General features: G+C 68.1%; 24 protein-coding genes (1 of these 24 only partly in view). 12 read left to right on the top strand and 12 right to left on the bottom strand.

The genetic code is table 11. The annotated features are described in order from the left end of the window. Positions 1–30 precede the first annotated feature (30 nt). Positions 31–765, bottom strand: coding sequence for an HD-GYP domain-containing protein (locus tag E5F05_RS13060; protein ID WP_241687160.1), 735 nt, complete (start codon positions 763–765; stop codon positions 31–33). A 220-nt stretch (positions 766–985) separates the two neighbouring features. Between E5F05_RS13060 and E5F05_RS13055 the strand changes: the two genes are divergently transcribed. Continuing rightward, complete coding sequence (locus E5F05_RS13055) at positions 986–1762, top strand: TIGR00282 family metallophosphoesterase (RefSeq protein WP_129119054.1); 777 nt, start codon at positions 986–988, stop codon at positions 1760–1762. Positions 1763–1766: 4 nt separating this feature from the next. Beyond that, positions 1767–4253 (top strand): phosphoenolpyruvate carboxylase, encoded by a 2487-nt coding sequence (locus E5F05_RS13050; protein ID WP_129119053.1) that lies wholly within the window; start codon positions 1767–1769, stop codon positions 4251–4253. On the opposite strand, the gene E5F05_RS13045 is transcribed toward E5F05_RS13050, so the two are convergent. Then, positions 4254–4802 (bottom strand): inorganic diphosphatase, encoded by a 549-nt coding sequence (locus tag E5F05_RS13045; protein ID WP_129119052.1) that lies wholly within the window; start codon positions 4800–4802, stop codon positions 4254–4256. An 89-nt stretch (positions 4803–4891) separates the two neighbouring features. Between E5F05_RS13045 and E5F05_RS13040 the strand changes: the two genes are divergently transcribed. The 4 genes from E5F05_RS13040 to E5F05_RS13025 all read left to right on the top strand — a co-directional run bounded on the left by E5F05_RS13040 (position 4892) and on the right by E5F05_RS13025 (position 10053). Beyond that, positions 4892–6343 carry an alpha-amylase family glycosyl hydrolase gene (locus tag E5F05_RS13040; RefSeq protein ID WP_129119051.1) on the top strand — a complete coding sequence of 484 codons (1452 nt, stop codon included), beginning with the start codon at positions 4892–4894 and terminating at the stop codon, positions 6341–6343. Further along, complete coding sequence (locus tag E5F05_RS13035; protein WP_129119050.1) at positions 6340–6867, top strand: hypothetical protein; 528 nt, start codon at positions 6340–6342, stop codon at positions 6865–6867. Before E5F05_RS13040 ends, E5F05_RS13035 begins: the two co-directional genes overlap by 4 nt. 203 nt (positions 6868–7070) lie before the next feature. Next, positions 7071–8702 carry a chloride channel protein gene (locus E5F05_RS13030; RefSeq protein ID WP_129119049.1) on the top strand — a complete coding sequence of 544 codons (1632 nt, stop codon included), beginning with the start codon at positions 7071–7073 and terminating at the stop codon, positions 8700–8702. 112 nt (positions 8703–8814) lie between these two features. Continuing rightward, on the top strand, positions 8815–10053 hold the full coding sequence (locus E5F05_RS13025) for an MFS transporter (RefSeq protein WP_129119048.1): 1239 nt from the start codon (positions 8815–8817) through the stop codon (positions 10051–10053). A gap of 65 nt (positions 10054–10118) precedes the next feature. Here E5F05_RS13025 and E5F05_RS13020 read toward each other — a convergent pair whose 3' ends face one another. Beyond that, positions 10119–10862, bottom strand: coding sequence for an amino acid ABC transporter ATP-binding protein (locus tag E5F05_RS13020; RefSeq protein WP_129119047.1), 744 nt, complete (start codon positions 10860–10862; stop codon positions 10119–10121). A gap of 143 nt (positions 10863–11005) precedes the next feature. Here E5F05_RS13020 and E5F05_RS13015 point away from each other — a divergent pair, with 143 nt between their 5' ends. Beyond that, a complete protein-coding gene (locus E5F05_RS13015; RefSeq protein ID WP_129119046.1) occupies positions 11006–11959 on the top strand; it encodes a TAXI family TRAP transporter solute-binding subunit in 954 nt (317 codons plus the stop codon). Positions 11960–12043: 84 nt separating this feature from the next. After that, entirely contained in the window at positions 12044–14218 is a 2175-nt protein-coding gene (locus tag E5F05_RS13010; RefSeq protein ID WP_206733013.1) for a TRAP transporter permease, read from the top strand. Positions 14219–14302: 84 nt separating this feature from the next. Here the strand turns inward: E5F05_RS13010 and E5F05_RS13005 are convergent, their stop codons facing one another. The 4 genes from E5F05_RS13005 to secA form a co-directional block, all read right to left on the bottom strand. Next, a complete protein-coding gene (locus tag E5F05_RS13005) occupies positions 14303–15094 on the bottom strand; it encodes an amino acid ABC transporter permease (RefSeq protein WP_129119045.1) in 792 nt (263 codons plus the stop codon). Positions 15095–15267: 173 nt separating this feature from the next. After that, positions 15268–16026 carry an ABC transporter substrate-binding protein gene (locus E5F05_RS13000; RefSeq protein ID WP_221274244.1) on the bottom strand — a complete coding sequence of 253 codons (759 nt, stop codon included), beginning with the start codon at positions 16024–16026 and terminating at the stop codon, positions 15268–15270. 197 nt (positions 16027–16223) lie between these two features. Next, positions 16224–17432 carry an ABC transporter ATP-binding protein gene (locus E5F05_RS12995; RefSeq protein ID WP_129119044.1) on the bottom strand — a complete coding sequence of 403 codons (1209 nt, stop codon included), beginning with the start codon at positions 17430–17432 and terminating at the stop codon, positions 16224–16226. Between the two features lie 328 nt (positions 17433–17760). Further along, positions 17761–20370, bottom strand: coding sequence for a preprotein translocase subunit SecA (gene secA, locus E5F05_RS12990; RefSeq protein ID WP_129119043.1), 2610 nt, complete (start codon positions 20368–20370; stop codon positions 17761–17763). Between the two features lie 132 nt (positions 20371–20502). Between secA and E5F05_RS12985 the strand changes: the two genes are divergently transcribed. Both E5F05_RS12985 and E5F05_RS12980 read left to right on the top strand, forming a co-directional pair. Next, entirely contained in the window at positions 20503–20757 is a 255-nt protein-coding gene (locus E5F05_RS12985) for a type II toxin-antitoxin system Phd/YefM family antitoxin (protein WP_129119042.1), read from the top strand. After that, positions 20757–21179 (top strand): type II toxin-antitoxin system VapC family toxin, encoded by a 423-nt coding sequence (locus E5F05_RS12980; RefSeq protein WP_129119041.1) that lies wholly within the window; start codon positions 20757–20759, stop codon positions 21177–21179. The genes E5F05_RS12985 and E5F05_RS12980 overlap by 1 nt, the downstream gene beginning before the upstream one ends. 3 nt (positions 21180–21182) lie before the next feature. Here the strand turns inward: E5F05_RS12980 and tsaD are convergent, their stop codons facing one another. From tsaD to E5F05_RS12955, 5 genes are read right to left on the bottom strand one after another with little or no spacing between them, the layout of a single operon-like run. Next, complete coding sequence (gene tsaD / locus E5F05_RS12975; protein ID WP_129119040.1) at positions 21183–22184, bottom strand: tRNA (adenosine(37)-N6)-threonylcarbamoyltransferase complex transferase subunit TsaD; 1002 nt, start codon at positions 22182–22184, stop codon at positions 21183–21185. Positions 22185–22236: 52 nt separating this feature from the next. Further along, complete coding sequence (locus E5F05_RS12970; RefSeq protein WP_221274245.1) at positions 22237–22632, bottom strand: barstar family protein; 396 nt, start codon at positions 22630–22632, stop codon at positions 22237–22239. After that, positions 22632–23075, bottom strand: coding sequence for a guanyl-specific ribonuclease (locus E5F05_RS12965; protein WP_129119038.1), 444 nt, complete (start codon positions 23073–23075; stop codon positions 22632–22634). Before E5F05_RS12965 ends, E5F05_RS12970 begins: the two co-directional genes overlap by 1 nt. Then, positions 23072–24121, bottom strand: coding sequence for a heme-dependent oxidative N-demethylase subunit alpha family protein (locus tag E5F05_RS12960; RefSeq protein ID WP_129119037.1), 1050 nt, complete (start codon positions 24119–24121; stop codon positions 23072–23074). Before E5F05_RS12960 ends, E5F05_RS12965 begins: the two co-directional genes overlap by 4 nt. A 36-nt stretch (positions 24122–24157) precedes the next feature. Next, a complete protein-coding gene (locus E5F05_RS12955) occupies positions 24158–24982 on the bottom strand; it encodes an undecaprenyl-diphosphate phosphatase (protein ID WP_129119036.1) in 825 nt (274 codons plus the stop codon). A 134-nt stretch (positions 24983–25116) separates the two neighbouring features. Between E5F05_RS12955 and E5F05_RS12950 the strand changes: the two genes are divergently transcribed. After that, a complete protein-coding gene (locus E5F05_RS12950) occupies positions 25117–26256 on the top strand; it encodes an alpha/beta hydrolase family protein (protein WP_129119035.1) in 1140 nt (379 codons plus the stop codon). A gap of 25 nt (positions 26257–26281) precedes the next feature. Next, positions 26282–26731, top strand: the 5' portion of a protein-coding gene (locus tag E5F05_RS12945; protein ID WP_241687159.1) for an aminoglycoside phosphotransferase family protein. The gene runs 360 nt beyond the window's last position; the window shows 450 of its 810 coding nt (coding positions 1–450); the start codon lies at positions 26282–26284; its stop codon lies off the right edge, out of view.

The raw sequence follows: 26731 nt of genomic DNA, 5'->3' as shown, positions 1-26731 counted from the left end.
CTGTCCGGGGTGCCGGGCAGGGAGGCAGCCCTACTGGCGGGCCGGGTCGCCTCCGTGGCCCGCCAGTTGTCCCAGACCCAGCACCTCGACGACAAAGAGGTGCGTCAGGTGGGGGTCGAACTGCTGCCCGCCCTGTTCGAGCAGGTACAGGGCCGCTTTCTCGCAACTCCAGGCCGCCTTGTAGGGCCGGGTGCTGGTGAGCGCGTCAAACACGTCCGCGACGCTGACGATGCGGGCACTCAGCGGGATGGCCTGCTGCTGGAGGCCCAGCGGATAGCCCGCGCCGTCCCAGCGTTCGTGGTGACAGCAGACGGCGTCCACCGTCGGCAGGGGCAGGCACGGCAGGTCGGCCAGCAGTTCCACGCCCCACACCGGATGCTGGAGGATCACCGCGTACTCGGGCGGATCGAGGGGACCGGGTTTCTGGAGGATTTCCCGGGGCACCCGCGCCTTGCCGATGTCATGCAGCGCGGCCCCCCAGCGGACCGCCTCCACCTCCTCGGGCGGGAGGCCCGCCGCCGCGGCCAGGCGCACGGCGAGGTACTCGACGCGGTTGATGTGCCCTGCCTGCCAGCCCTCCTGGCTGACCGCCAGCAGGTGAACGAGCGTCTCCAGGGCAGCGGGCGACCCGAGTTCCGCTTCCCAGCCCGCAGGCGTGGTCTGGCGCCGCTCTCCCGCAGTGCACATCACCTCGGCCAGCAGACGGCTGGGGCCAGGACCGGGCCGGGCGGGCGGCGTGGCGAGCTGGTCCGGCTCCTCAGCCACGTGTCCACCAGAGAGCCGACCCGTCAGGGGAAGAGGCGCACCGGGACACAGGGGAGCCAGAGAACATGGGCCACAGCGTAACCGGCAGCCTGTGAGCAGAGCGTGATGGGGATGAGGACCGCCCGCCGCGCGTAAAGACGCGCAGGTTCTCTTCCCTTTCCGGCTGTACGGTTCCGGGACTGGGTGTGGCCCTCACATTTCCTCACGTTAAGGTGGGGGCATGCTTCGCGTGCTGTTTGTGGGAGACGTGTACGGGCAACCGGGCCGCCGGGTGCTGAGCGCCCATCTGCCGACCCTCCGTCCCCAGTTCGACTTCGTGATCGTGAACGGCGAGAACGCCGCCGGGGGCTTCGGCCTGCACCGGGAAGCCGCCGAAGCGATCTTGCGAGCAGGCGCCGACTGCATCACCCTGGGGAACCACGCCTGGCACCACAAGGACGTGTACGCGCTGATGCTGGACGAGGAAAGGTATCCCATCGTGCGGCCCCTGAACTCCAGTGACCCCGGCACGCCCGGCGTGGGCTGGCGGACCTTCACGTTGAAGGGGGAAAGGCTGACCGTCGTGAACCTGCTGGGCCGCGTCTTCATGGAGCCGGTCGCCAATCCCTTTCTGACGCTGGACGACCTGCTGGGCCGCCCCGACCTGGGAAACGTCTTCGTGGACTTCCACGCCGAGGCGACCAGCGAGAAGGCGGCGCTGGCGTGGCACGTGGACGGGCGGGTGGCCGCCGTGATCGGCACGCACACGCACGTCCCGACCGCCGACACCCGGATTCTGCCGGGTGGGACCGCCTTCCAGACCGACGTGGGCTTCACCGGCCCGGTGAACAGCATCATCGGGGCGGCGCCGGAGGGTCCCATCCAGAAATTCCTGACCGAGCGGCCTCACCGCTTCACGGTGGCGGGCGGTCCGGCGGAGTTGAACGGGGTGATTGTCCAGATAGAGGGCAACCGCGCCTTGAGCGTGGAGCGCTACCGTTACGCCGAGGAGGCCTAGAGACATGGGGCTGAGCAGTGACGTGAACGTGCTGGGGCGCACGCTGGGGCAGGTGCTCAGGGAGCAGGAGGGCGAGTGCTTCTTCGATCTGGTGGAGCGCACGCGGGCGCTGGTGCGCGAGGTGCGCGCCGGGGGGGACGACACGGAGCTGCGGCGCCTGCTCTCCGACCTGGACGAGCGGACCGCCGAGAATCTGGTGCGGGCCTTTACCTGGTACTTCCAACTGGTGAACCTGGCCGAGGAGTACGAGCGGGTGCGGGTGCTGTCACAGACGCGCGGGGTGCGCCCGCAGAGCATCGAGCAGGCCCTCAGCGAGCTCAGGGCGCAGGGCGTGAGCGCCGAGGAGGCCGAGGCCCTGCTCGCCCGGCTGGACCTGGGCCTCACCTTCACCGCGCACCCGACCGAGATGCGCCGCCGCACCGTCCGGAATCATCTGGTGGAGGTCGCGCGGGACATTCCCGATCTGGACGGCGAAGGGCTGGAGCGGGTGGCCGCGCACGTCGAGGCGATGTGGAGCACGCCCGAGCTGCGCCGCCTCAAGCCCACGGTGCTGGACGAGGTGAAGGGCGGGCTGACCTATATCGCCTCCATCGCGCAGGCCTTACCGGAGCTGCAACGCGACCTCGCGCGGGCCTTCCAGCAGGTGTATGGGCGCGAGACGGACTCAAGGCTGCCCCTCTCCTTCAGTTCATGGATGGGCGGGGACCGCGACGGCAACCCCTTCGTGACACCGGAAGCGACCCGCGAGACGCTGGCCCTGCACCGCGAACGGGCGCGCGAGCTGCTGCTGGCGGCGGTGCGGCAGGCCTACACCGACCTCAGCCAGGAGGAGGGCCAGCCGGGGGAGGACGGGCAGGAAGCTTACCGGCTGGAACTGCGCGAACTCCACAACGCCATCCGCGACGGCGAGCCGGTGGACCTCGTTCCCCGGCTGGAGGCCCTGAAGACCCGCCTGTACGCCGACGGCCAGCACCGCAGCGCGGACCTGCTGCTCACGCCGCTGCTGACGTTCGCGCGGGTGTTCGGGCAGCACCTCGTCAGCCTGGACCTCCGCGAACACAGCGCGCAGACGGGCGCGGCGGTCGCGCGGCTGCTGGCCGAGGCGGGCGTGGAGCCGGATTACCTGAACCTCCCCGAACACGCCAAGCTGGACGTGCTGACCCGCGAACTGCGCTCCCGCCGCCCGCTGTGGCCCGCCGGGGAGGCGCTGCCGGAGGAGCTGGAAGCGGCTATCGGCCCCATCCGCGAGGTGCAGGCGGCCACCCGGGTCAGCGGGCCGCGCGCCTTCGGGCGGTACATCATCAGCATGAGCGAGAGCGTCTCCGACGTGCTGGAGCCGCTGCTGCTGGCGCGCGAGGTCGGCTTCCGCATTCTGCCGGTGCCCCTCTTCGAGACGCTGGACGACCTCGAACGCGCGCCGCAGATCGTGTGGGAGCTGCTGAGCGTGCCCGAATACCGCGCGGTGCTGGGCGGCGACGTGCAGGAGATCATGCTGGGCTACAGCGACTCCAACAAGGACGCGGGCTTTCTGGCCGCCAACTGGGCGCTCCATGAGGCCCAGCGCAAGATCAGCGACGTGTGCCGCCGCGCGGGCATCCCCTGGCGCTTCTTCCACGGGCGCGGCACCTCCATCGGGCGGGGGGGCGGCCCGGCGTCGCGGGCGATCCTGGGACAACCTGCCGGGACGATTGACGCGGGCCTCCGCATCACCGAACAGGGCGAGGCACTGGCAGACAAGTACAGTCACCCGGTCCTGGCGCGGCGCAATCTGGAACAGGCGCTCTACGGCCTGCTGCTGGCCGCCGCCCGCCCCGCCGGGAATCCGCCCGCCGAGTGGACTTCAGCCATGACCCGCGCCGCAGAGGCGAGTGCTGCCGCCTACCGCGCCCTGGTCCACGACCCCGACTTCCTGCCCTTCTTCGAGGCGGTCACGCCCATCCACGAGATCGCCCGCCTGAACATCGCCTCGCGGCCCGTCCGCCGTCCGGGGGCGCCCTCCCTGGGCAACCTGCGCGCGATTCCCTGGGTGATGAGCTGGACCCAGAACCGCGCCAATCTGCCCGGCTGGTACGGCCTCGCGGAAGGCCTGCGCGAAATCGGCCCCGACCTCGCGCGGCAGATGTACGCCCAGTGGCCCTTTTTCCGCACGGTGCTGGACAACGCGCAGATGAGCCTCGCCAAGAGTGACTTCCTGATCTTCGCGGAGTACCTGCGCCTCTCGGGCGAACACCGCCTGGCCGGGCAGCTCCGGGCGGCCTACGACGAGACGGTGCGGCTGGTGCAGGAGGCGGTCGGCGCGGAACTGCTGGCAAACGAACCCCGCCTGCGCGAGAGCATCAAGCTCCGCAATCCCTACATCGACCCGATCCACCGTATTCAGGTCGAACTGCTGCACCGCGCCCGCAGCGCCGAAGGCGGCCTGGACGAGTACGAGCGACCCCTGCTGCTCAGCCTCCAGGGGATCGCGGCGGGGGTGAGAAATACCGGCTGACTACTGCCCGGCCTGCTTGCGGCGGAGCGCCTCGCTGCCTTCCTGTACGAGTTCCGCCGCCCGCTCGGGGCCGCGCACGGCCAGCACCTTGAACTGCTTGCCCTTGGCGGCGTTGTAGTTGACGAAAAACTGCTGGAGCTGCTCCACCACGCGGCCCGGCAGCCCCTCCACATCCCTGACCTTCTCGTACAGGAAAGACGACTCGGCCAACGCGAGCAGGCGGTCATTGCGCTCGGTCTTGCCCTCCTCGGTCTGCTCGGCCTCGATCACACCCAGCAGGCGCACGGTCAGCAGGCAGCCCGGAAAGGTCGGCTCGTCCGTGAGAACCAGCACGTCCAGCGGGTCGCCGTCGCCGCCCAGCGTCGAGGGCACGAAGCCGAAATCCAGCGGAAAGGTCATCCCCTCGGCCAGCAGGCCGCCCAGCTCGAACAGCCCGGACTCCGGGTCGTAGTCGAATTTGCTGCGTCTACCCTTGGGCGTCTCAATGATCGCCCGGCAGCTCTGTTTTGCCGGGTCGAGGCGGTGAGGAAGCCGGGTGAGGTCAGACATACCGGATGGTAGCGGAGGGCAGGGAGCGGGGAGCAGAAGGAAAGCTTAAGCTGAAGCGCAAGAAGTTCTCTCCCCCTACCATGTCCCCCATGCGCCGCCTCCCCCTCCTCGCCGCGCTGCTCGCCTCGCTGGCGGGCGCGCAGGCTTCACCGGCCCTCCCCTCCTTCGAGGGCCAGGTGCTCTATCAGGTGATGCCCGACCGGTTCGCGGACGGAAATGCGGCGAACGACGCGGGCGTGAACCGGGCCGATCCGCGCGCCTGGCACGGCGGCGACCTGGCGGGGCTGACCGCCAAGCTGCCCTACATTCAGAAACTTGGGGCGACAGCGGTCTGGCTCACGCCGATCTACCGGCAGCAGGCGGCGAACAGTTTTGACACCGCGCCCTATCACGGCTACTGGCCCGCCGACTTCCGCGACGTGGACCCGCACTTCGGGACGCTGGCGGACTTTGACGGCTTCGTGAAGGCAGCGCACGGGGCAAAGATGCGCGTCGTGCTGGATCAGGTCATCAACCATTACGGCTACGAGGCGGCGGCGGTGAAGGAACATCCGGCGTGGTTCAACGGAAAAGCCGAATGTGACGCCAAGAAAAACAAGGACGTGGACTGTCCACTGGCGGGCCTGCCGGACCTGAAGCAGTCGAATCCGGAGGTGCGGACGCTGCTGCGCGGCAACGCCGACTTCTGGCGGCAGCAGGGGGTGGACGGTTTCCGCTACGACGCGATCAAGCACGTGGAGGCACCGTTCCTGAAAGAGCTGCTGGCCCGCGACCGCGCCGCCGGGACGTGGACACTGGGCGAGTGGTACGGGGCGGATACGGGCACGGTGGCCGACTGGCAGCGGGCGGGACTCGACAGCCTCTTCCTCTTCAGTCTGCAAGCAGCTATGCAGCAGAGCATCATGGGCGGGCAGGGCCTGGGCCGGGTGGCGAGCGTGCTGGCCCGCCAGGACGAACTGCCCCGACCCGGCGAGGTGGCGCTCTTTCTGGACAACCACGACATTCCGCGCTTTGCCCAGGGCAGCCTGTTCGAAGATCAGGCCCAAACCCGCACCCGCTACGGCTTGCGCGCCTTGATGACCCTCAGGGGCGTGCCGGTGATCTGGCAGGGCACCGAGATCGCCCTGCGCGGCGGCCCCGACCCCGACAACCGCCGCGACATGCGCTTCGAGAACGAGTGGACCCCCGCCGAGCGCCAGGTCTTCGAGACGGCCCGTGACGCCATCGCCGTCCGCAAGGCCAGCCGCGCCCTCAGTGTCGGCACCCAGAAACTGCTGCCCACGCCCACCCGCCTGGAAGACGACCTGCTGCTCTTCACCCGCGAGGCTGGGGGCGAGCGCGTGCTGGTCGCCTGGCATAACGGCAAGGCCAGAAAGACCTACAGCGTCCGCCTGAGTGCCCTGGACCTGAAGGCTGACCCGCAGGCCGTCACCCGCAGTCTCTTCACGGGACAGGACGCCAAGCTCAGCGTGAGCGGGGGGTGGCTGCACCTCAGTTTGCCGGGAGAGGACGCGGCGGCGTTTGAAGTAGGAGCGCGGTGAGGACTTACGCGATGCGGAAAAGGACAGCGTTGAAAATGAGGCGATCAAAAGGCATAGCCCTCATTGGCTTCCTGCTCCTGTCCACGGCACCCGCTGCCAACATCACGACGGCTTACACGGTGCAGGTCAATGGGCACCCCAACGGTCAGGTCACCCTCCGCTGGTTCGACGGGGTGCCCTACATCGGGGTGAACGACAGTGCCAAGCTCTTCTGGTACCCTCAGTTCGATCCAGACCACAACATCATTGATTTTGCCGACTGCATACGACTGGACTTCACGGGCAAGGCGGTCTATGCCAGTGGTGGGGCGCAAAGCGGCTGGGCGGCCGTGTTCACGAATCAACCGCCGCTCGCCCATAACGTCAGGCGGGACCTCGTGCCACTCCTCGACGTGGCTCCACGCCTGGCCGTTCGAGTCACCCTTGATCCTCGTCGGCACGTCCTCACCGCGAACTCCACACCAGAGCGCTACGTCGCGCAATACCCCTACCTGGACTCCTGCCGAAGAACCGGTGTGCCGTAAACTCCCTGACCCAGCCTGCCTGACGAGTACGACCGCCCAAATCTTTCACACGACTTCTTGCGCCTCTGCCAGCAGTTCTGTGAGTCCGCCCTTGCGTCCGGTCAATCCTCTGGGCTTTTGTTCAAGCCAGTAAGCACCTCCGCTCTCCTTCCCAAAAGCCCTAGCGCCTAATCCCTCCCCCCTCCCTGCTACCATGCTCCCCGATGCGTTCTCCGCTGCCCCGCGCTGTCCTGACTCGCCTGGAAACCGGACGACTGGTGGTGCTGAGCGTGCTGCTGGGAGCGCTGGTGGGAGGCCTCTGCATCCTGCTGCGGCTGGGGCTGGACCTGCTGCTGGAGCTGGGCGCGCAGGTGACTGGATACTCGCCCCCCGGCACGCCGGGTGAGGGCGGCCTGCTGATGGCCTTTGGCACGGCGCTGCCCTGGGGCCTGCTGGCGCTGCCGGTGGTCGGGGCGGCGTATGCCTGGCTGGTGCCGAGGGAAGCTGGCGACCCGCTCGCCCAACTGGTGGGCGGCTACCACGCGCGGGGGCAGTGGCCGGGCATGGCGGTGCAGGGGCGGACGCTGGCGGCCACGCTGCTCGGCTACGGCTCGGGCCTTCTGGTGGGCCGGGACGCGCCCTTCACACTGGTCGGGCAACTGGGCACGCGGCTCTTGCGTCAGGCGACGCGGCTGGACGCGGTGGAAAGCCGCACGCTCACGCTGGCGGGGGCCGCGGCGGGACTGGGGGCGGTGCTGCACGCGCCGCTCGCCGCCGCCGTCCTAATTGCGGAGGTGCTGTACCGACGCTTCGAGTTCGAGTTCGAGGTGCTGATGCCCTGCGTGCTGGCCGCAGTCACCGGGTACGCCGTCTATGGCGCGGCCTTCGGGTTCATGCCGCTGTTCAGCGTGGAGGCGCTGCCCGTGCCCGCCCTCGCGCAGGCCCCGGCCTTCCTGGGCGTGGCGCTGGCGGTCACGCTGGCCGGGTGGGCCTCTCTCCTCGCCTGCCGGGTGATTCCGGAGACGTGGACGAGCGGCTCCTGGCGGCCCGTGGCGGGCGGGGCGTTCGGGCTGCTCACGGCGGCGCTCGCGGTGTGGAGTACTCCCGCCGTGCTGGGGGACGGGTCAGGCTGGGTGCAACTGGGCCTGTCGGGGTTTCTGGGGCCGGAAGCCCTGGGGGCGGGTGCGTGGCGCTGGCTGCTGCTGGCCCTCGGCGCGCGGCTGGCGTTTGGGGGGGGCGTGCTGCCTTCGGTCGGTGTGGGGGGCCTGCTCGGGGCGGGGCTGGGCGCCCTGCTGGGCGTGGACCCGACCGTCGCCACCCTGATCGGTGCCGTCGCCTTCCTGACTGTCACGCTGAATGCCCCGGTCGCGGCGGCGCTGCTGGCCGTTGCCTGGGGGGGGGACGCCCTGCTGCCTGCCGCGCTGCTCACGGCGGGCCTCGCGCACGTGCTGAGCGGGGAGTCGGGGCTGCTGCCGGGACAGGCCCGCTCACGCGCTGCCAGTGCCGTTCACGCAGGTGTGCCGCTGCTGCCCGACGGCGTGCGCTTCGTCCCCCGCCGCGCCCCGGCAGTGCCCGCCACGCCCCTGCACGCGCCTTCCCCCGCCGAGGAGGGCGGCCCCGCCCCGCTCGCCTCCGAACAGGAACTGTACCGCCGCGCCGTGCCGCCCGGCTGGCTTGGCGCGCGCCTGTCGGTCCTGGCGCTGCCACCGGGCGTGGAGGTCGTGGGCATCGTCCGCGACGGCGCCGTTCGTCTCCCCCGCCCCGAACTGCGCCTCACCGCCGACGACGAGCTGGTCTTCCTCGCGCGGCCCGACGCCTACGCCGCGCTGGAAGGCGTGCTGCGGTTGCCGGGGTAGCGAGGGGGCAGGCATTCAGGCCGCGCTGAGGGCTTTCATGCGCCCTCTGTCCTCTGCCCCACCCGTCTCTCCATCCTGAACAGGCCCGGCCAACACTCCCCATAATGCTCGGGTGTCTGTTGCCCGTCCTGCCCGCCTCAGATGGAATCCCAACGAACGCCTGGGGATTCTGAACGGGTGGCTGGTCTTCCTGGGGGACGGCTTTCTGAGTGTGTCTGTGGTGGTGGCAGGCTTCGCGGCGCGGCTGGGAGCCCCCAATGCCATCATCGGGCTGCTGCCCGCCATCTCGGCAGGGGGATGGATGCTGCCGCAATTGCTGGTGGCGGCGCGGGTCCGCTCGCTGCCCTACAAATTGCCGGTGTACCGCTCGGCGGCGCTGGTGCGGATGCTGACGTATCTGGCGATGGTGGTGATCGCAGCGACGCTGGCCGGACAACCCGCGCTGTGCCTGACCCTCTTCGTGCTGGCGATGCTGCTGAACGCGCTGGCCTCGGGCGTGTCGGGGCTGCCGTTTCTGGAGGTCGTGAGCAAGATCGTGCCCCCGGGGCGGCGCGCCTGGTTCTTTGGCACCCGCAACCTCTACGGCGGGCTGCTGGCCTTCGGGGCCGGGCTGGTGGTGCGCTGGATTCTGGCGTCGGGGTTGAGCTTTCCGCTGAACTACGCGCTGATCTTCCTGCTGGGCACCGTCGCCTATACGGTCGGCTACGGCGTGTTCGGGCGGGTGACGGAACCCGCCGATCCGCCCCTCCCACCCGGAAAGGTGCGCGAGGAGGTCCGGGCCATCCCGCAAACGCTGGCGGACCGGCACTTCCGGGCCTTCCTGATCGTGCGGCTGCTGCTGGCCGCCGCCAGCATGGGCGATCCCTTCTACGCCGTCTACGCGCTGCGCGACCTGCACTACCCGGCCGCCACCCTGGGCACGTTCGTGATGGCGCTGACCGGGGCGGCGCCCCTCTCGAACATCCTGTGGCAGCGTGTGGCCGAGCGGAAGGGGTCGCGGCGCATCATCCGCTACGCGGCCTTTTTCGCGGGCCTGGCCCCGCTGCTGGCCCTGACGGTAGGGACTCTGCACCTGCCGCCGGGCGCGTACCTGCTGGTCTTCATCCTGTCCAGCGTGGCCCTGCAAGGCTTCAACCTGGGCCACACCAACCACCTGTTGAATCTCGCCCCGGCGGACGCCCGCAGCCGCTACATCGGCACGCTGAATACCCTGGTCGGCGCGGCGCTGTTCGCCCCGGTCCTGGGTGGCCTGCTGGCTGACGCCGCCGGTTACCGCGTGGTGTTCGTCCTGAGCGCGGTGCTGTTCGCCGCCGCCTGGTGGCAGTGCGGGAAGTTGCGGCGGGATGCGTAAGAGGGATTAGGCGTTAGGATTTCGGACTTCCCTAATTCCTGACGCCTAACCCCTCACTCCTGCCCTTAATGGCCGAGGATTTTGCTTAAAAAGGCCTGGGCGCGTTCGTGCTGGGGATGGTTGTAGAACGCTTCCGGCGTCGTATCCTCCACGATCTGTCCCCGGTCAAAAAACAAAATCCGGTCCGCCACCTCCCGCGCAAACCCCATCTCATGTGTCACCACCAGCATCGTCATCCCCGACCGCGCCAGCTCCTTCATCACATCCAGCACTTCCTTGATCATCTCCGGATCCAGCGCCGAGGTCGGCTCATCAAACAGCATCACCTTCGGGTCCATCGCCAACGCCCGGGCAATCGCCACCCGTTGCTGTTGCCCCCCTGAGAGCTGCGCCGGATACTTGTGCGCCTGTTCCTCAATCCCCACCCGCCTCAGGAGTTCCAGGGCACGCTGTTCGGCTTCAGCGGGGCTGGTTTTGCGGACACGGGTGGGGGCGAGGGTGATGTTTTCGAGGACGGTGAGATGGGGGAAGAGGTTGAAGGACTGGAAGACCATGCCGACCTCGCGGCGGATTTCGTCGAGGTGCCGCTGCCCGTCGAGGGGGATACCGTCGACGGTGATGGAGCCGTGGTCGTGGGGATCGAGGGCGTTGAGGGTGCGGATGAAGGTGCTCTTGCCGCTGCCGGAGGGGCCGATGATGACGACGACTTCGCGGGGCTGGACGGTGAGGCTCACTCCCCGCAGGGCCTGGAAGCTCCCGAAATGCTTCTCCACGTCCTTCGCCACGATGATCGGTCCCGCTTGCGTCATGCGCGGAGTGTACACGCTCTGGCGCGGCCTGCGGCCCAGGCAGGGACGACGGAAAGCGCAGTCAAAGATGAGGCTATGCTAAGCTTCAGAACCACACACAGCCACGACCCGGCGACGCTCCGCCGTTGCCAGAAGGAGACTGCATGAAAAGAATCACCACTGTTTTGCTGCTCGGTACCGCCGCCGTCGCCCTCGCGCAGGGCACCGCCTTTCTGACCATCGGGTCGGGCAGCACCACCGGGGTGTACTTTCCGGTTGCGACCGGCATGGCCAAGATGATCAACGACGCCGGGGGAGGCGTGCGCGCCAATGCCCGCAGCACGGGCGGGAGCGTCTTCAACGTGAACGCGCTCGCCACCGGCGAACTCGACGCGGCCATCGCCCAAAACGACATCGTGTACTACGCCTACAAGGGCACTGGCCTCCAGGCCTTCCAGGGCAAGGCGAACAGCAAGCTCCGCACGATGGCCGTGCTGTATCCGGAAGTACTGCACGTGGTGGCGCGCAAGGACGCGGGAATCAACTCGATGGCTGACCTGAAGGGCAAGCGCGTGGTGATCGGTGACCTGGGGTCGGGCACCGAACAGACCGCCAAGCAGGTGCTGGAAGCCTACGGCCTGAATGAGGGCGACCTGGGGCAGGCGCTGCGTGTCTCCCCTGCCCAGGGCATCTCGCTGATGCAGGACAAGCGCGCTGACGCCCTCTTCTACACGGTCGGCGTGGGGGCCAGCGCCATCAGCCAGATCGCGCAGACGGTGGACGTGAAGCTGGTGCCGGTCAGCGGCAACCAGGCCTCCGCGCTCATCAAGAAGTACCCCTTCTACGTGCGCCACAACATCCCCGCCAACAGCTACAAGGGCATCGGCGCCACCGTGCCCAGCGTGGCGGTGCAGGCCACGCTGGTGACGACCACCAATGTCCCCGACGACACCGTCTACAAGGCCATGAAGGCCATTTTCAGCAACGAGGCGGAACTGAAAGCCCTGAACCCCAGCCTCGCCAGCTTCAGCTACGAGAAGGCGGTCAAGGGCCTGCCCGCCCCGCTGCACCCCGGCGCCCTGAAGTTCTTCAAGGAAAAGGGCATCAACGTCAAGTAATCGGCCCCAGGCCTGCCAGGAGGGGCCAGCCCGCGCGCATCACGGCGGCTGGCTCCTTTTTTCGAGAGAAGGAATGAGTCAGCTATGAGTGATCCGACAAGACCCGTCTCCAGCGACCCGGCCCTCGACCACAGCGGCATGACCGAGGGCGAGAGACGCGCCCTGGAAATGGTCGAGGCGGCCGAGACGGGCGGGCGCAAGCTGTACGGCTGGCAAAAGAGCCTGGTGACAGTTATCGCCATCGCCTGGTGCCTCTTTCAGATGTACGCGGCGCAGGTGGGCACCATCGACACCCTGCTGCTGCGCGCCACGCACCTGGCCTTCGCGTTTGCCCTGGCCTATCTGGTCTTCCCCTTCCGCAAGACGCCGGGAGAGCCGCAGGTGGGCGTGCCGTGGTACGACTGGATTCTGGGCACCGCGGCGGTCGGCACCGCCGTCTACCTGATCACCCAGTACCCCACCATTGCCAACGTGCAGGGCGGCGTGCTGAACAACACGGACGTGTGGGTGGGCAGCGCGATGGTCGTGCTGCTGCTGCTGGCCGCGTGGCGCACCATCGGGATCGCGATGCCCATCGTGGCGGGGGTGTTCATGCTGTACGCCCTCACCGGACCGCGCGGGCTGATCCGGGGCGACCTGGGGCCGCAGCTTCAGCTCCACGCCGGGCAGACCTGGCCGCAGGTGGTCGGGCAACTGTTCGCCAACACCGAGGGCATCTTTGGCACGGCCATCGGCGTCAGCGCGCAGATCGTCTTTCTGTTCGTGCTGTTCGGCTCGGTGTTCGACAAGCTGGGCGCGGGCGAGTGGTTCATGAACGTGGCGCAGGGGCTGCTGGGCGGCTTCCGGGGCGGCCCGGCCAAGGCCAGCGTCCTGAGCAGCGCGCTCAACGGCATCATCAGCGGCTCGGCGGTGTCCAACGTCGTGACCGGCGGGAACATCACCATCGGGACGATGAAGCGGGTCGGCTACTCGGCGGAGAAGGCCGGGGCCATCGAGGTCGCCAGCAGTTCCAACGGGCAACTGATGCCCCCGGTGATGGGGGCCGCCGCCTTCATCATGGCGCAGAACCTCAACATCGAGTACCGCAGCCTGATCCTGGCCGCCGCCGTGCCCGCCTTCCTGTGCTACGCGGCGCTGCTGGTGGTCACGCACATCGAGGCGCTGAAACTGGGGTTGCGCGGCCTGCCCCGCAGCGAACTCCCGCGTGTACGGCGGACGCTGCTCTCGGGCTGGTACTACCTGATTCCGCTGGTCTACCTGATCGGCACGCTGACAGTCAACCCCGACGCCACGCCCGAGCGCATCGCCCTGAACACCATCTTCCTGATGATCGCCATGATGTTCGTGCAGGAGGCGTGGCGGGCCAGCCGCGACGGGCGCACCGTCGGACGCGGGCTGCTCGACGCCGCACGGATGCTGATCGAGGCGTTCGAGGCTGGAGCCAGGAGCATGATCGGCATCGCCATCGCCACCGCGGCCGCCGGGATCATCGTGGGGATCGTGACGATCACCGGGCTGGGTTTCGGGCTGGCGGACATTGTGCAACTGGTCAGCGAGGGCTTCCGGTCCTTCCTGGCAGGCGTGGCGGGCCTGCTGCCGGGCGTGGATGCCACCGCCGTCGCCACGTTCGGCGCGATGCTGGTCGTGCTGCTAATGGCGCAACTGATCGCGCTGATCCTGGGGATGGGCCTGCCCACCACCGCGAACTACATCCTGATGAGCGCGCTGATCGTGCCCATCGTCGCCAAGATTGCCGGGCTGGACGCGACCAACCCGGCGCAGATGCTCCCGGTCCACATGTTCGTCTTCTACTTCGGGATCATGGCCGACTCCACGCCGCCGGTCGCGCTGGCCGCCTTCGCCGCCGCCGCGATCTCGGGCGGGAATCCGGTCGCCACGGGCATTCAGGCGTTCCAGTACGAGCTGCGGACGGCGCTGCTGGCCTACATGATGTTCTTCAACCCGTCGCTGCTCCTGATCGCCAACGGTCGCCTGGGCGGCCTGCCCTGGGCCGAGGCCATCCCGATGATCCTGTTCGCGTTCCTCGGCCTGGTGGCCTTCAGCGCCGCCACGCTGCGCTTCCTGCACCGCCGCACCAACGTCTTCCAGATGCTGCTGCTGCTGGTCGCGTCCTTCATCCTGATCATCCCCACACACATCCTGTGGAACCTCGCTGCCCTGGGGCTGATCGCGGCCGTGTACTTCTGGCAGAAGGCGGGGAGCCGGAAGGAGGGGCCGCCGGTGGTGCCTGCGGTGTAGGAGCCGTCAGCTCTCAGCCATCAGTGATCAGCAAAACCCCCAGCCGAGCGCGCTGGGGGCCTGTTCTTGCTGACGGCTGACCGCTTACCGCGTCGCGATCTTCACCCGCTTTTCGAGCTGGTCCGTGAAGAGCGTCATCACGGTGGTGAGGGCGAGGTAGACGCAGGCCACGGTGGTCAGGACGGGGACCGGCTGGAAGGTTTCGCTGGAGACGCGCGACCCCGCCAGCGTGAGTTCGAGCAGGGCGATGGAGGAGGCCAGCGAGGAGTCCTTGAGCAGCGCGACCAGGTTGTTCACCAGGGGCGGGACCACGATCCGCAGGGCTTGCGGCAGCACCACCGTCCGCATGGTCTGCGCGCCGCTGAGGCCCAGGCTGCGGGCCGCCTCGGTCTGGCCGCGCGGTACGGCCAGGATGCCCGCGCGGATCACCTCGGCGTTGTACGCGCCGACGTTGAGGGCCAGCGCGATCACCGCCGACCAGAACTCGTTCAGCTCGACCTTCAGGCCGATGGCTTGCAGGATGGGCGGGAGGGCGTTGTACACGAACAGGATCTGCACCAGCAGCGGCGTGCCGCGAATCAGCCAGATGAACAGGCTGGCCGGGGCGCGGACGAGCCACACGGCGCTGGTCCGCATGATGCCCGCGACGATGCCGACCAGCAGGCCGATCAAGCCGCTCACCACCGTGAGCTGGAGGGTCATCCGGGCGCCCTCCACGAACAGGTCGGCGCGCGGGCCGATGGGGTCGGGTATCTGCCGCAGCACGGCGGTGATCAGGAAGAACAGCAGGAAGAACGCGGCGGCGGCGGCCACCACCCAGGCCAGCAGGGCGAAGCCGCCCAGCGGCTGGCGCGGCGCCGCTTTCGGGACGGTCACGCCCGCCTCCCGGGGAGGGCCGTGAACCGTGAGTCACGCTCGATTTTCATTGCGCCGATGATGGCACAGATACGCGGCCACAGGGTAGCCGCAAGGCGCGCACGCAGACCCCGCAAAGAGGGTGGGGGAAGCTCTCCCACACGCTTCCCCCACTCCCCCCCTTCCGGCTGGCCTCAGCGGCAGCGGATGTCCTGGCCGAAGTACTCCCCACTGATCTTGGCGTAGGTGCCGTTGTTCATGACCTTGGCGAGCGCGGCGTTCAGTTCCTTCAGCAGGCTGCTGTTGCCCTTCTTCACGGCCATGCCGATGCGTTCATTGAACAGCAGGTCCCCCTGCACCAGCTTGCCTTTCTGGGCCTTCACCAGATCGAGGCCGGTGAACTTGTCGCCCACCCAGGCGTCCACCCGGCCCGCCAGCAGCGCGGCCTGCGCGTCGGTGTCCTTAGGGAAGGTCTTCACGTCGCCCACGCCGGGCACCTTGCTGACGTTTTGCAGGTAGGTGGTGCCGACCTGCACCGCCACCGTCTTGCCCTTCAGCGCCGCCGCCGTCATGGGGCCGCCGGGATGCGTGACAATCGCGCCGCCCGTGCAGTAGTGCGGGTTGGCGAAGTCCACGGCCTTCTGCCGCTCGGGGGTGATGCCGTGGCTGGCGATCACGAAGTCGTAGCGGTCCTGATTGAGGCCGATCAGCAGGTTGTCGAAGGGCTGCGTCACCCACTGCACCTTGAGGCCGAGCTGCTGGGCCAGGGCATTGGCGAGGTCCACCTCGAAGCCGGTGAGCTGGTTGCCCTTCATCAGGTTGAAGGGCGGAAAGGCCCCCTCGGTGGCGATCCTGATGGTGCCGCTCTTCTTGATCTCGTCCCAGGTGCGCGCCTCGGCGGCGCTGGCGAGCAGGCTCAGGGCGGTCAGGGTCAGCAGTGCTTTCTTGATCATGCAGGCTCCTCGTTCTGGCCGTTCCGGCCGCCTGGCTGGCGCCTGGGGACCGGCGGGTTGAAGTGATGGGCCACTCTAGCGCCGGGTGAAGAGCAGGTAAAGGAGGAGAGCATGAGGAACTGGGGGGGGTAGGTCAGAAGCGGGTCACAAAAGCGCCGCCTCCCGGAAGAAGGCGGCGCGGGGCAGGACGAGCGGGTTCAGTCGTCGGCGGAGATGACGGTGACGGTGCCGGGGGCCTGGCTGGTTGCGGGCGTGCCGTACTCGTACCCCAGGCCGAGCGTGTCCGCCTGGCCGCGCTTGCCGGTCGGCGTGCCCCGGTCGATGGCCATCTCGGTTTCGTGGTCGAAGGCGTGCAGGCGCGTCTGGTCGATCAGCAGCTCGATGTCGTCGCCCGGGTCCACGGCGGCCTGCCCCTCGACCTTGGCCGTGATATCCTGCCCGTCCACGTCGATGATCAGGTCGGTCTGCGCGCCCAGCGGCTCGACCACCACGATCTTGCCGCGCAGCACGTTCACGCCCTGCGGGATGTCACTCTGGCCCACCACGCCGATATGCTCGGGGCGGATACCCAGGTAGACCTCCTTGCCCTCGTAGGCCCTGAGGCTCTGCGCGAGGCGGCCCATCGGCGCGACGCGGCTGCCGCCGACCACGAATTCGCCGTTCTGCACGCGGGCGGTCAGGAAGTTCATGGAGGGGCTGCCGATAAAGCCCGCCACGAACTTGTTCTGCGGGAAGTCGTAGAGGTTCATCGGCGTGTCCACCTGCATGATCACGCCGTCGCGCATCACCACGATGCGGTCGCCCAGCGTCATCGCCTCGACCTGGTCGTGCGTCACGTAGATGATGGTGGCGCCCAGGCGGCGGTGAAGTTGAGAAATCTGCGAGCGCATCTCCACGCGCAGCTTCGCGTCGAGGTTGGAGAGCGGCTCGTCCATCAAAAAGACCTTCGGCTCGCGCACGATGGCGCGGCCCATCGCCACGCGCTGACGCTGACCGCCGGAGAGTTCCTTGGGCTTGCGGCCCAGCAGGTGCTCGATCTGGAGAATGCGCGCCGCGTCCCGCACGCGCTTGTCGATCTCGGCCTTGGGCGTCTTGCGGAGCTTCAGGCCGAAGGCCATGTTCTCGTAGACATTCATGTGCGGGTACAGCGCGTAGTTCTGGAAGACCATCGCGATGTCGCGGTCCTTGGGCGGCACGTCGTTCACAACGCGGTCCCCGATCCGTAACACGCCGTCGGAGATATCCTCCAGGCCTGCGATCATCCGCAGGGTGGTGGACTTGCCACAGCCCGAAGGCCCGACGAAGACCATGAACTCGCGGTCGGCGATGTCCAGGTTGAAGTCCTTCACCGCATGCTGCTTGGTGCCGTAGTACTTGTGGATGTGCTCCAGAACGACTTCCGCCATGATGAGCCTACCTTTCGCCCCATCTCTTGCCCGTGAATGTCTCCTTTGACAGAGAGGTCGGGCAACCGGGGTACGCAAACGAGAATCCCAGGGTGAACGCTGACGCTTGGCTGACGGGGGGAGTTTACCATGTCCGGGAGAATGGGAAAACGGTGTGGCGCCGCAGGGAGCGTGTCAAAGACCCCTCACCCCCTGGCTTCGCCAGGCCCCTCTGCTTCGCAGCTTTGCAAGTCTCCCCTTGGTAGAGGGGTCAGAAAAGCCCTCTCCCGTGGGGAGACTGGTACAGCCGCTTGCGGAGGGTTGGGTGAGGGGTCTTTTACGCCCTGCCTCAGCTCGCCTGCCCGAACTGCATCCGGAACACGAACTTGGTGACCTCACCCTTGAGGTTGTCGATCATGTCGTTGAACATGTTCGTCGCCTCGAACTTGTACTCGGTGAAGGGGTCGCGCTGGCCGTAGCCGCGCAGGCCGATGCCCTGCCTCAGCACGTCCATGCCGTGCAGGTGTTCCTTCCAGTGCTGGTCCACCACCTGAAGCAGCACGTAGCGCGAGAGGCTGTTCAGCATGGTCGGGCTGAGTTCCTCCTTGCGCGCGTCGAAGGTGTCGGCCACGGCCTCGATCACGTGCGCGTGGGCGTCCCCCGGCGTCATGGTCCGCAGGGCCTCGAAGTCGTAGCTTTCGAGCTGGGGCACCGCGTCGATCAGATTGGTGCGGAGCGTCTCCAGGTCCCAGGTTTCCGGGGCCTGGTCAATCGGGGCGTAGTAGGCGAGCTGCATCTCGGTGAAGTCCGCGATCATGCCCTCGGTGGATTCCTCCACGTCCTCGTCGGCGCCGAGCAGCACCTCGCGGCGCTGGGCATAGATGGTGTCGCGCTGCTTGCTCATCACGTTGTCGAACTCCAGCAGTTGCTTGCGGATGCCGAAGTTGCGGTCCTCCACCCGGGCCTGCGCGCGCTCGATGGCCCCGGTGACCATCTTGGCCTCGATGGGCTGCGTGTCGTCCATGCCCAGGCGGTCCATCATGGCGACCACCCGGTCGTTGGCAAAGAGGCGCATCAGGTCGTCCTCGAAGGACACGTAGAAGCGGCTGGAGCCGGGGTCGCCCTGACGGCCCGCGCGCCCGCGAAGCTGGTTGTCGATGCGCCGGGACTCGTGGCGCTCGGTGCCGATGATGTGCAGGCCGCCCAGTTCCTGCACGCGGGCCCGGTCCGCCACGGTGTCCGTCTGGAGCTGCCGCGCCTGCCGGATAAAGTCGGCGGTCATGCCGGGAATCTGCATCCCCAACTGTTCGGCTTCCGGGTCCTGACGGCTGATCGCCTTGATAAAGGCCTCGGCCTCGGGGGCGAAGCGGCTGATCCCGAAATTCTGCTCGATGGCCTCGCCCAGAATGAATTCGGCGTTGCCGCCCAGCATGATGTCGGTGCCGCGCCCGGCCATGTTGGTGGCGATGGTGACGGTCCCCGAACGGCCCGCCTGCGCGATGATGCTGGCCTCCTGCGCCTCGTACTTGGCGTTCAGGACCGAGTGCCGGATGCCCGCCTGCGTGAGCAAGGCGCTGAGCTGCTCGGAGGTGTCGATGCTGGCGGTGCCGATCAGGATCGGGCGGCCGGTGGCGTGCATCTCCTGCACTTCCCCCACGACAGCCTGGTACTTGCCCATGCGGGTGCGGTACACCAGGTCGTCGGCGTCCTGGCGGATCACCGGCTTGTTGGTGGGGATCACCAGCACGTCGGAGCCGTAGATGTCGAGGAATTCCTTTTCCTCGGTCTTGGCGGTGCCGGTCATGCCCGCGAACTTGTCGTACAGGCGGAAGAAGTTCTGGTAGGTGATCGTGGCGAGGGTCTGGTTCTCGTTCTCGATCTTCACGCCTTCCTTGGCCTCGATGGCCTGGTGCAGCCCTTCGCCGTAGCGGCGGCCCGGCATCGAGCGTCCGGTGAACTCGTCGATGATGATGACCTCACCCTCGGCGTTCACGATGTAGTCCTTCTCGCGGTGGTACAGCTCGCGGGCGCGGATCGCCTGGGTGATCATGTGCGCCTTGTCCATATTCTCGGGGCTGTAGAGATCGGTCAGCGAGAGCAGGCGCTCGATCTTGGCGATGCCGCCTTCGGTCAGGTGAACCTGCTTGCCCTTCTCGTCGATGGTGTAGTCGCCGGTCGGCTCCGCGCGCTTGCCGGGTTCGGCGGGTTCGCCCTTCTGGAGACGGCGGATCAGCTTGGCGTACACGTAGTACAGGTCGGTCGCCTTTTCCGCCGCGCCCGAGATGATCAGCGGTGTACGGGCCTCATCGATCAGGATGGAATCCACCTCGTCCACGATGGCGTAGTGGAGGGGGTGATCGGCGCGCAGCACCAGTTGCTCGCGGCTCTGGGCCATATTGTCGCGCAGGTAGTCGAAGCCCAGCTCACTGTTGGTGACGTAGGTGATGTCGCAGGCGTAGGCGGCCTGACGCTCGTGCGGCTGGAGGTCACGGCTGGCGAGGCCCACCGTCAGGCCCAGCGTGCGGTACAGCAGGCCCATCTCCTCGGCCCCGACGCGGGCGAGGTAATCGTTCACGGTGACGAGGTGAGCCCCCTTGCCTTCCAGGGCATTCAGCGCGAGGGCCAGCGTGGCGACCAGCGTCTTGCCCTCGCCGGTGCGCATCTCGGCGATGCGGCCCTGGTGGAGCGCCGTCCCGCCGATCAACTGCACGTCGTAGTGGCGCTTGCCGATGGACCGGCGGCCCGCCTCGCGGATCAGGGCGAAGGCGGGCACCAGCACGTCGTCCAGCGACTCCCCGCCCTCCTGGACCCGCTTTCGCAGGGCCATGAACGCCTCGGCGAGGTTCTCGATTTTCATCGTCTCTTCTTCCAGCGCGTTCACGGGCTGCACCACCGTCTTGATGATGCGCTGCACGTCGCGCTGGTTGTTATCGAACACTTTGTTCAGGACACGGAACATGACACATGAGTATAGCGCGTGGGCGGGGCCACCATCGCCGGATTTCAGCAGAGCGGGCGAAAGGAAGTTGAGCGGGGGGGGCTCAGGGCAAATCGGTTAGAATCTGGTCAGAGCGACCAGAAAAGGGGCGGGATGACGAAAACCGTGAAGCTTCAGGATGCCAAGGCCAAGCTCAGCCAACTGATCCGCGAGGTGGAGGCGGGGGAAACGGTGATCGTGACGCGGCATGGCAAGCCTGCGGCGCGTCTGGTGGCGGTTGAGCCTGAAGGGCAGAGCGGGCCGGTTCGGATGGCGATTGAGGCATTGCGCGACATTCCCAAGATCGAGGACCTGGAATTTGAGCGTGACCGCACACCCTGGGGCGACATCGAGCTGGATTTTGACTGATGCCGTATCTGCTGGATACCCACACGGTGAGTGAGACAGCCAAACTCCGTTCCAATCCGGGTTTGATGGCCTTCCTCTCTTCAGTCCCGCTGAGCGAGACGTACCTCAGCGCCGTGACGGCTGGAGAGATCGAGTACGGGGTGGAACGCCTCAGTGACCCGGTACGCCGGGCCCAGCTCCGCGTGTGGGCAAACCGTTTACTGGATCAGGAGTACCGGGGCCGCGTCCTCCCCGTCACCAAGGAAGTGATGGCAACCTGGGCGCAGCTCGTTCTCCGCAGTGGGAAAACGCCGGGCCAGCTTCCCAGAATGGACTCGCTTCTGGCCGCCACCGCCCTCCACCACGGCCTCACCCTGGTCACTTGCAACACCGCCGACTTTGAGGCACTCGGCGTCCCGCTCCTCAATCCCTGGGAGACTTGAGGCTCAGGCGTTCGCCAGCGGCGCATACGCCACCGCACCCTCGCTGAGCGGGCTGGGTTCGCGTCCTGCGCGGATGGCGGCGGCCCCCGCCAGCGCGATCATCGCGCCGTTGTCGGTGTTCAGGCCCTTGCCGGGGAACACGGCCCGGACCGGGCTGGCGGCGAAGGCTTCCCGCAGCGCGCGGTTGGCCGCCACGCCACCCGACACCACCACCGTCTCCCGCCCGTACACCTGCGCGGCCCGCAGCGTGGTTTTGACGAGGAAACGCACTGCGGCCCGCTCGAAGCCCGCCGCCAGGTCTTCCGGTTTGGCACCGGCCCGGTGGGCCAGCAACGCCGCCGTCTTCAGGCCGCTGAAGGAGAAGTCGAAGCCTTTCTGCCCCTGGAGCGGTTCCTTGAAGGGCACCGCGTCCGGGTCGCCACGCCGGGCCGCCTCGCTGATGGCGGGACCGCCGGGGTAACCCAGGCCCGCCAGCCGCGCGATCTTGTCGAAGGCCTCGCCCGCCGCGTCGTCGCGGGTGGCCCCGACCAGCACGTATTCGCCCTCCCGGGGCACGTCGAAGAGGTGGGTGTGCCCGCCGCTCACGACCAGCGCGAGGTAGGGCGCCTGAAGCTCCGCCTCGCTCGCCGCCGCGAAGATGTGGCCTTCGAGGTGATGGGCGGCATAGAAGGGCACGTCCAGCGCCTGCGCGAGGCCCTTGCCGTACATCAGCCCCACCAGCAGCGCACCGACCAGGCCGGGGCCGGAGGTCGCCGCGACCGCGCCGATGTCCCCCACCGTCAGGCCTGCCTCGGCCAGCGCGTCCCCCAGTACGGCATCAATGCGCTCCACGTGTTCGCGGCTCGCCATCTCCGGCATCACGCCGCCGTACTGGGCGTGGACGGTCTGCGACCAGACGCGGTTGGCCCGCACCCGCACCGACCCGTCCGGCGTCAGTTCCACCACGCCCACCCCGGTGTCGTCGCAGGAGGTGTCGATGCCGAGGATGTACAGCGGGGAACTCATCGCGGGGGAGTGTAGCAGGGGTGCCGGAGGCGATGGGTGGCGGAGGCCCGCCTCACCAGTGCCTCGGATCAGAAGCGGGTTCCTCGGCCAGCAGCCACAGGCAGCGGCCCTGCGCGGCGGCGTCGCGCTGGGCGTCGAGCAGCACGCGCTCCAGTTCGGCTCCCAGATGCTTGTGCCGCCTGCGGAAGTGTTCGTAGTCGCACAGCACCAGCGCGAAGCGGGCCGGGCGCGCGTCGGGGTCGGTCAGCACGTCGTAGAGGGCGTCCCAGTTGCGCCCGAAGCTCTCGGTCAGGGCCAGGCCGCGCAAAAAAGCCAGCATCAGGCTCTCCTTGTCGCGCACCCGGGAAAGATCGACCTCGCGCACCGCCACCTGATACCCGGCGGCCACGATACGCGGGTCGTGGGGCGCGGCCTGGATGCCCTGCGGGGCCTCATTGAAGACGTTCATCACGGCTGGATTCTCCGGAAGGTGGTGTAGTGGTCGGCGCTGTAGTAGCACTCGGCAGCGGGGGGCGCCTGGGGCCTCTCCGTCACGCAGATGATCCGCCGCGCGCCCCGGTCCCCCTCGCCCGGGGTGGGCACGGTGTACTCGCGGTAGCTGCCGCTGGGCCGCCCGGGCAGCACACCCTCGCGGTTGCCAAAGACGCTGCCGTCCTTGCGGTACGGGAAGGGGCCGCCCGCCCGGATCAGCCGCAGCGTGCGCTGGCCCTCGGGCGGAAGGTCGCGGACGGCGACGAAGGGCAGACCGCTGACCGGGTCACGGGTCAGGCGGGTGGTGGTGGAAGTCGTCGTGGTCTGCCGCGCCTGCTGGCCGCCCCCAGAGAAGTCGCAGGCGGCCAGCAGCCCCGCGAGCAGGACGGCAGCAAGGGGCAGGCGGTGACGGCGGCTCACGTCCCGAAGTCTACGGCGCAGCCGCAGCCCTGACCTTGACTTTCCCTTTCCGCCCGCGTGTCCAGCCAGGCCAGCAGGTCCGGCAGCAGCCCGTCCAGGCCCTTGTACGTCACCTGCTCGGGCGTCATGGTCCGGAGGGCGGCGGCGAGCGCGGCAGCGTGGGCGGGATTCGCCACGGCCTCACGCAGCGGAGACGTAGAGGGCCGGATGGTGAACAGTGCCCCGTGCGCGGCAGGAAAACCGGTCAGGGTCTGCCGCTCCACCCGCAGGAACGCGCCGTCCGGATCGAAGCGGGTGGAGCCAGCGCGGTCGGCATCCGGCGGGGCGGCGGGGTGGTGGTCCAGCCGGTCACTCATCGCCACTCCCCAGGCAAAGCGCACGAAGGGGCCGCGCGTGATCACCGCGTCCACCAATCGGGGCGCCGTGGCGTTCATCGGGCCGCTGCCCGCGACCGGCGTATGAACCGCCACGAAGTCCCGCCCCAGCTTGTCCCGCGGGTCCCAGTGCTGCGGCGACAGCACATGCGCGGCGGCCAGCCAGTCCTGGCCGGTCCGGGGGTCGCGCGCGACCAGGGCCAGGTCTTCCGGCGCATTCAAGCCCAGGAAATCCAGCGCGTTCACGGGCGTCACCTCCATCACGAGGTCGGCCAGCGGCGCGGCGAAGCGGGCCAGCGCCTCCACACTCCCGCGCCGGGGGTCGAGGTCGGCGGCCCAGCCGAGGGCGGCATTCCGGAACGTCCGCCCGTCCCAGGTCATCCCACCGTCACTCTCGGCGGCGAGGGTGCGGGCGATGAAGGTGAGGGCCTCTTCCCGCAGGTCGGGCGTCAACCCCGCCTCACCCGCGTACTCGTGCAGCGCGCGGCGGTGGGCGGCCACCTTGCTCGCCACGAAGCGCGGATACTCGCGGTCGAGGGCGAAGGTGTGCGTCTCCACCACGCCCTCCCCCACCCACGGCACCGGCTGCACGCCGAGGCGGTACAGGCCTGCCGAGACGGCGTATCGGCCGCTCAGGAAGGGACGGTAAAGGACCGGGGACTGGGCGAACACAGGGCCATTCTGGCAGAGTGCCGGAGCCTTCCTCCCCTACAGGCCCCCGTTCGCCAGCCTGCCGCTCGCCACCAGCAGCAGGATCAGCACGCCGACCACGACGCGGTACACGGCGAAGCCCTTGAAACTGTTGTGGGACACGAAGCGCAGCAGCCAGCCTATGGCGAGATACGCCACCACGAAGCTGACCGCCGCGCCCAGCACCACGTTCAGGAGGCCGATCTGCGCGAGGAGGGCACGGCTCTGGATGAAGTCGATCAGCGCCGCGCCGCCCAGCGTCGGAATCCCCAGGTAGAAGCTGAACTGGGTGGCGGTCGGGCGGTCGAGGCCCATGATCATCCCGCCCAGGATGGAGCTGGCGCTGCGCGAGAAGCCCGGCCACAGCAGCGCGAGGCACTGCGCCGCGCCGATCAAAAAGGCCCGGCCCACGCCGATCCCCTTGAGGCTGTGGATGACGGGCGGGGCCTTGCGGCTCTCGATCACCCACATCAGCACGCCGCCCACGATCAGCGCCCAGGCGACCACGCTGGGCCGGAACAGGTTCGCCTTGATCGCGTCCGCGAACAGCACGCCGAGGATCAGCGCCGGAATACACGCCACCACCACCCCCAGCCACAGCCGCTGCGTGGGCTGATCATGCCCGATCACGCGCGCCTGCTGCACGAAGTCGCGCCAGTAGAAGACAAGCACGGCCAGGATCGCGCCGCCCTGAATCACCACCTCGAAGGTGTCCTTGATCTCCTTGGGCCAGGGCACGCCCATCAGGTTCCCGGCGACGATCAGGTGCCCCGTGGAGCTGACCGGCAAAAATTCGGTGATGCCCTCGACGATCCCGTAAATAATGGCGTAAAACCAATCCATGTCCGGGGGAGGCTAGCACCTCGGGCCGAAGGTGGGCCTCAGGCCAAAGGCGGAGGGGACGCAGGCGGTCCAGGCCAGGTCTGCCGTTTGGCCTGTTCCTGTAACGCCTCTCACGAAACGGGTTAGGTTGAGACATGCGAAAAAGTTTTCTGCTCTCCGCACTGCTGCTGTCCTCTCTCGCCCACGCGGGCGGCGCCGAGGGGGGCCAGGCCGGACAGGGACAGGCGGAACGTGTGACCACCACCCTGAATTTCGGTGACTTCCAGAGCAAGGCCGAGTGGACCTATCCCCAGGGCAAGAGCGGGAAGCTGCCCGCCGTCCTGCTGATCCACGGCTCCACCCCCGCCGATATGAACTTCACGATGCTCGGCCAGGACGGCAAGGTCAAGTCCGCCATCTTCAAGGACCTGGCGGACGCCTTCGCCGCCCAGGGCATCGCCACGTTGCGTTACAACAAGCACTACGTCAGCGGCCCCGGCCAGGTGGATTACCAGAGCTTCTACACCAAGGCCGACCTGAATCTCTTCCTGAAGGACGCCGAGGTCGCCTTGCGTGGGGTGGAGCAAAACCCGCGCGTGGACCCGAAGAAGATCTTCGTCTACGGCTGGAGCGAGGGGTCCACTGTCGCCGCCGCGCTGGTGGCGAGGCACCCGGAGGTCGCGGGCCTGATCGTGCAGGGGCCGGTGGTGCTGCCCTGGCGGCAGCTCTTCGAGGCGCAGTTCAATAACGTGCAACTGCCTTACCTGCGCTCGGTGGTGGGCGGGGCGCTCACCAATGCCGACTTCGCAAAGCTGCTGGCCGGAAAGGCTGGCCTGGTCGCCAAAAACGCAGCGTCTTACTTCACGGACCGGGTGCAGGCGCAGCAGGGCAAGTTCGTCATCAACCCGCTGCTCGACACCAACAAGGACGGCAAGCTGGAGGTGGATAGCGAGGTCGTGCCGGGGTTTCAGGCTGTGCTGGATTACGCCTTTACCCCGCAGGGCTTTTTCAGCATCTACGCGCCGGGCCGCGCCCTGCCCACCGTGACCGAGCAGGTGCCCAACCTCAAGGTTCCGGTGCTGGTGCTGCAAGGCGCGAACGATGCCAACACGCCCGCGAAGTATCTGGGCACGCTGGAGCAGGCGTTCAAGGCGGCGGGAAGAGACGCGACGATCAAGGTCTACCCCGGTCTGGGGCACTCGCTGGGACCTGCCGCCAGCCCCATCGACGACGACTTCCGGCCCATCGCGGCGGGGCCGATGCGAGACGCGGCGAACTGGATCAAGACGCACTGAGATGGGGAGGCCTGTAGCCGGACCTGTGCCGTTTGCCCCGTTTCTGGAACGCTGGCAACTCGTGCCGGACGGCGAGCCGATTCACACGCATAGCAGTGACCTGTTGCCGGTGCGCTGGCGGGGCGAGGCCGCCATGCTGAAGCTGCCGCGTGAGGCCGAGGAGCGGCGCGGCGGCCTGCTGATGCGGTGGTGGGACGGCGAGGGCGCCGCGCGGGTGCTAGCACACGAAGAGCAGACCGGGGCGCTGCTGCTGGAACGGGTGACGGGGCCGCGCTCCCTGGTGCGGATGGTCCGCGAAGGACAGGATGATGAGGCTTCCCGTGTCCTCTGCGGAGTGGCGGCCCGGCTGCATCTTCCGCGCGCCCGGCCGCTGCCCGAGCTGGCACCGCTGGAGCGGTGGTTTCGCTCGCTGGAGGCTGCTTCCAGGCAGCACGGGGGGCTTTTTGTGGAAGCGGCGGACACGGCCCGGCACCTG

The organism is Deinococcus metallilatus, assembly GCF_004758605.1.
GTDB classification, from domain to species: Bacteria; Deinococcota; Deinococci; order Deinococcales; family Deinococcaceae; genus Deinococcus; species Deinococcus metallilatus.
The sequence above is the reverse complement of the archived record's forward strand: the minus strand, read 5'-3'. Positions and strand labels throughout refer to the sequence as shown.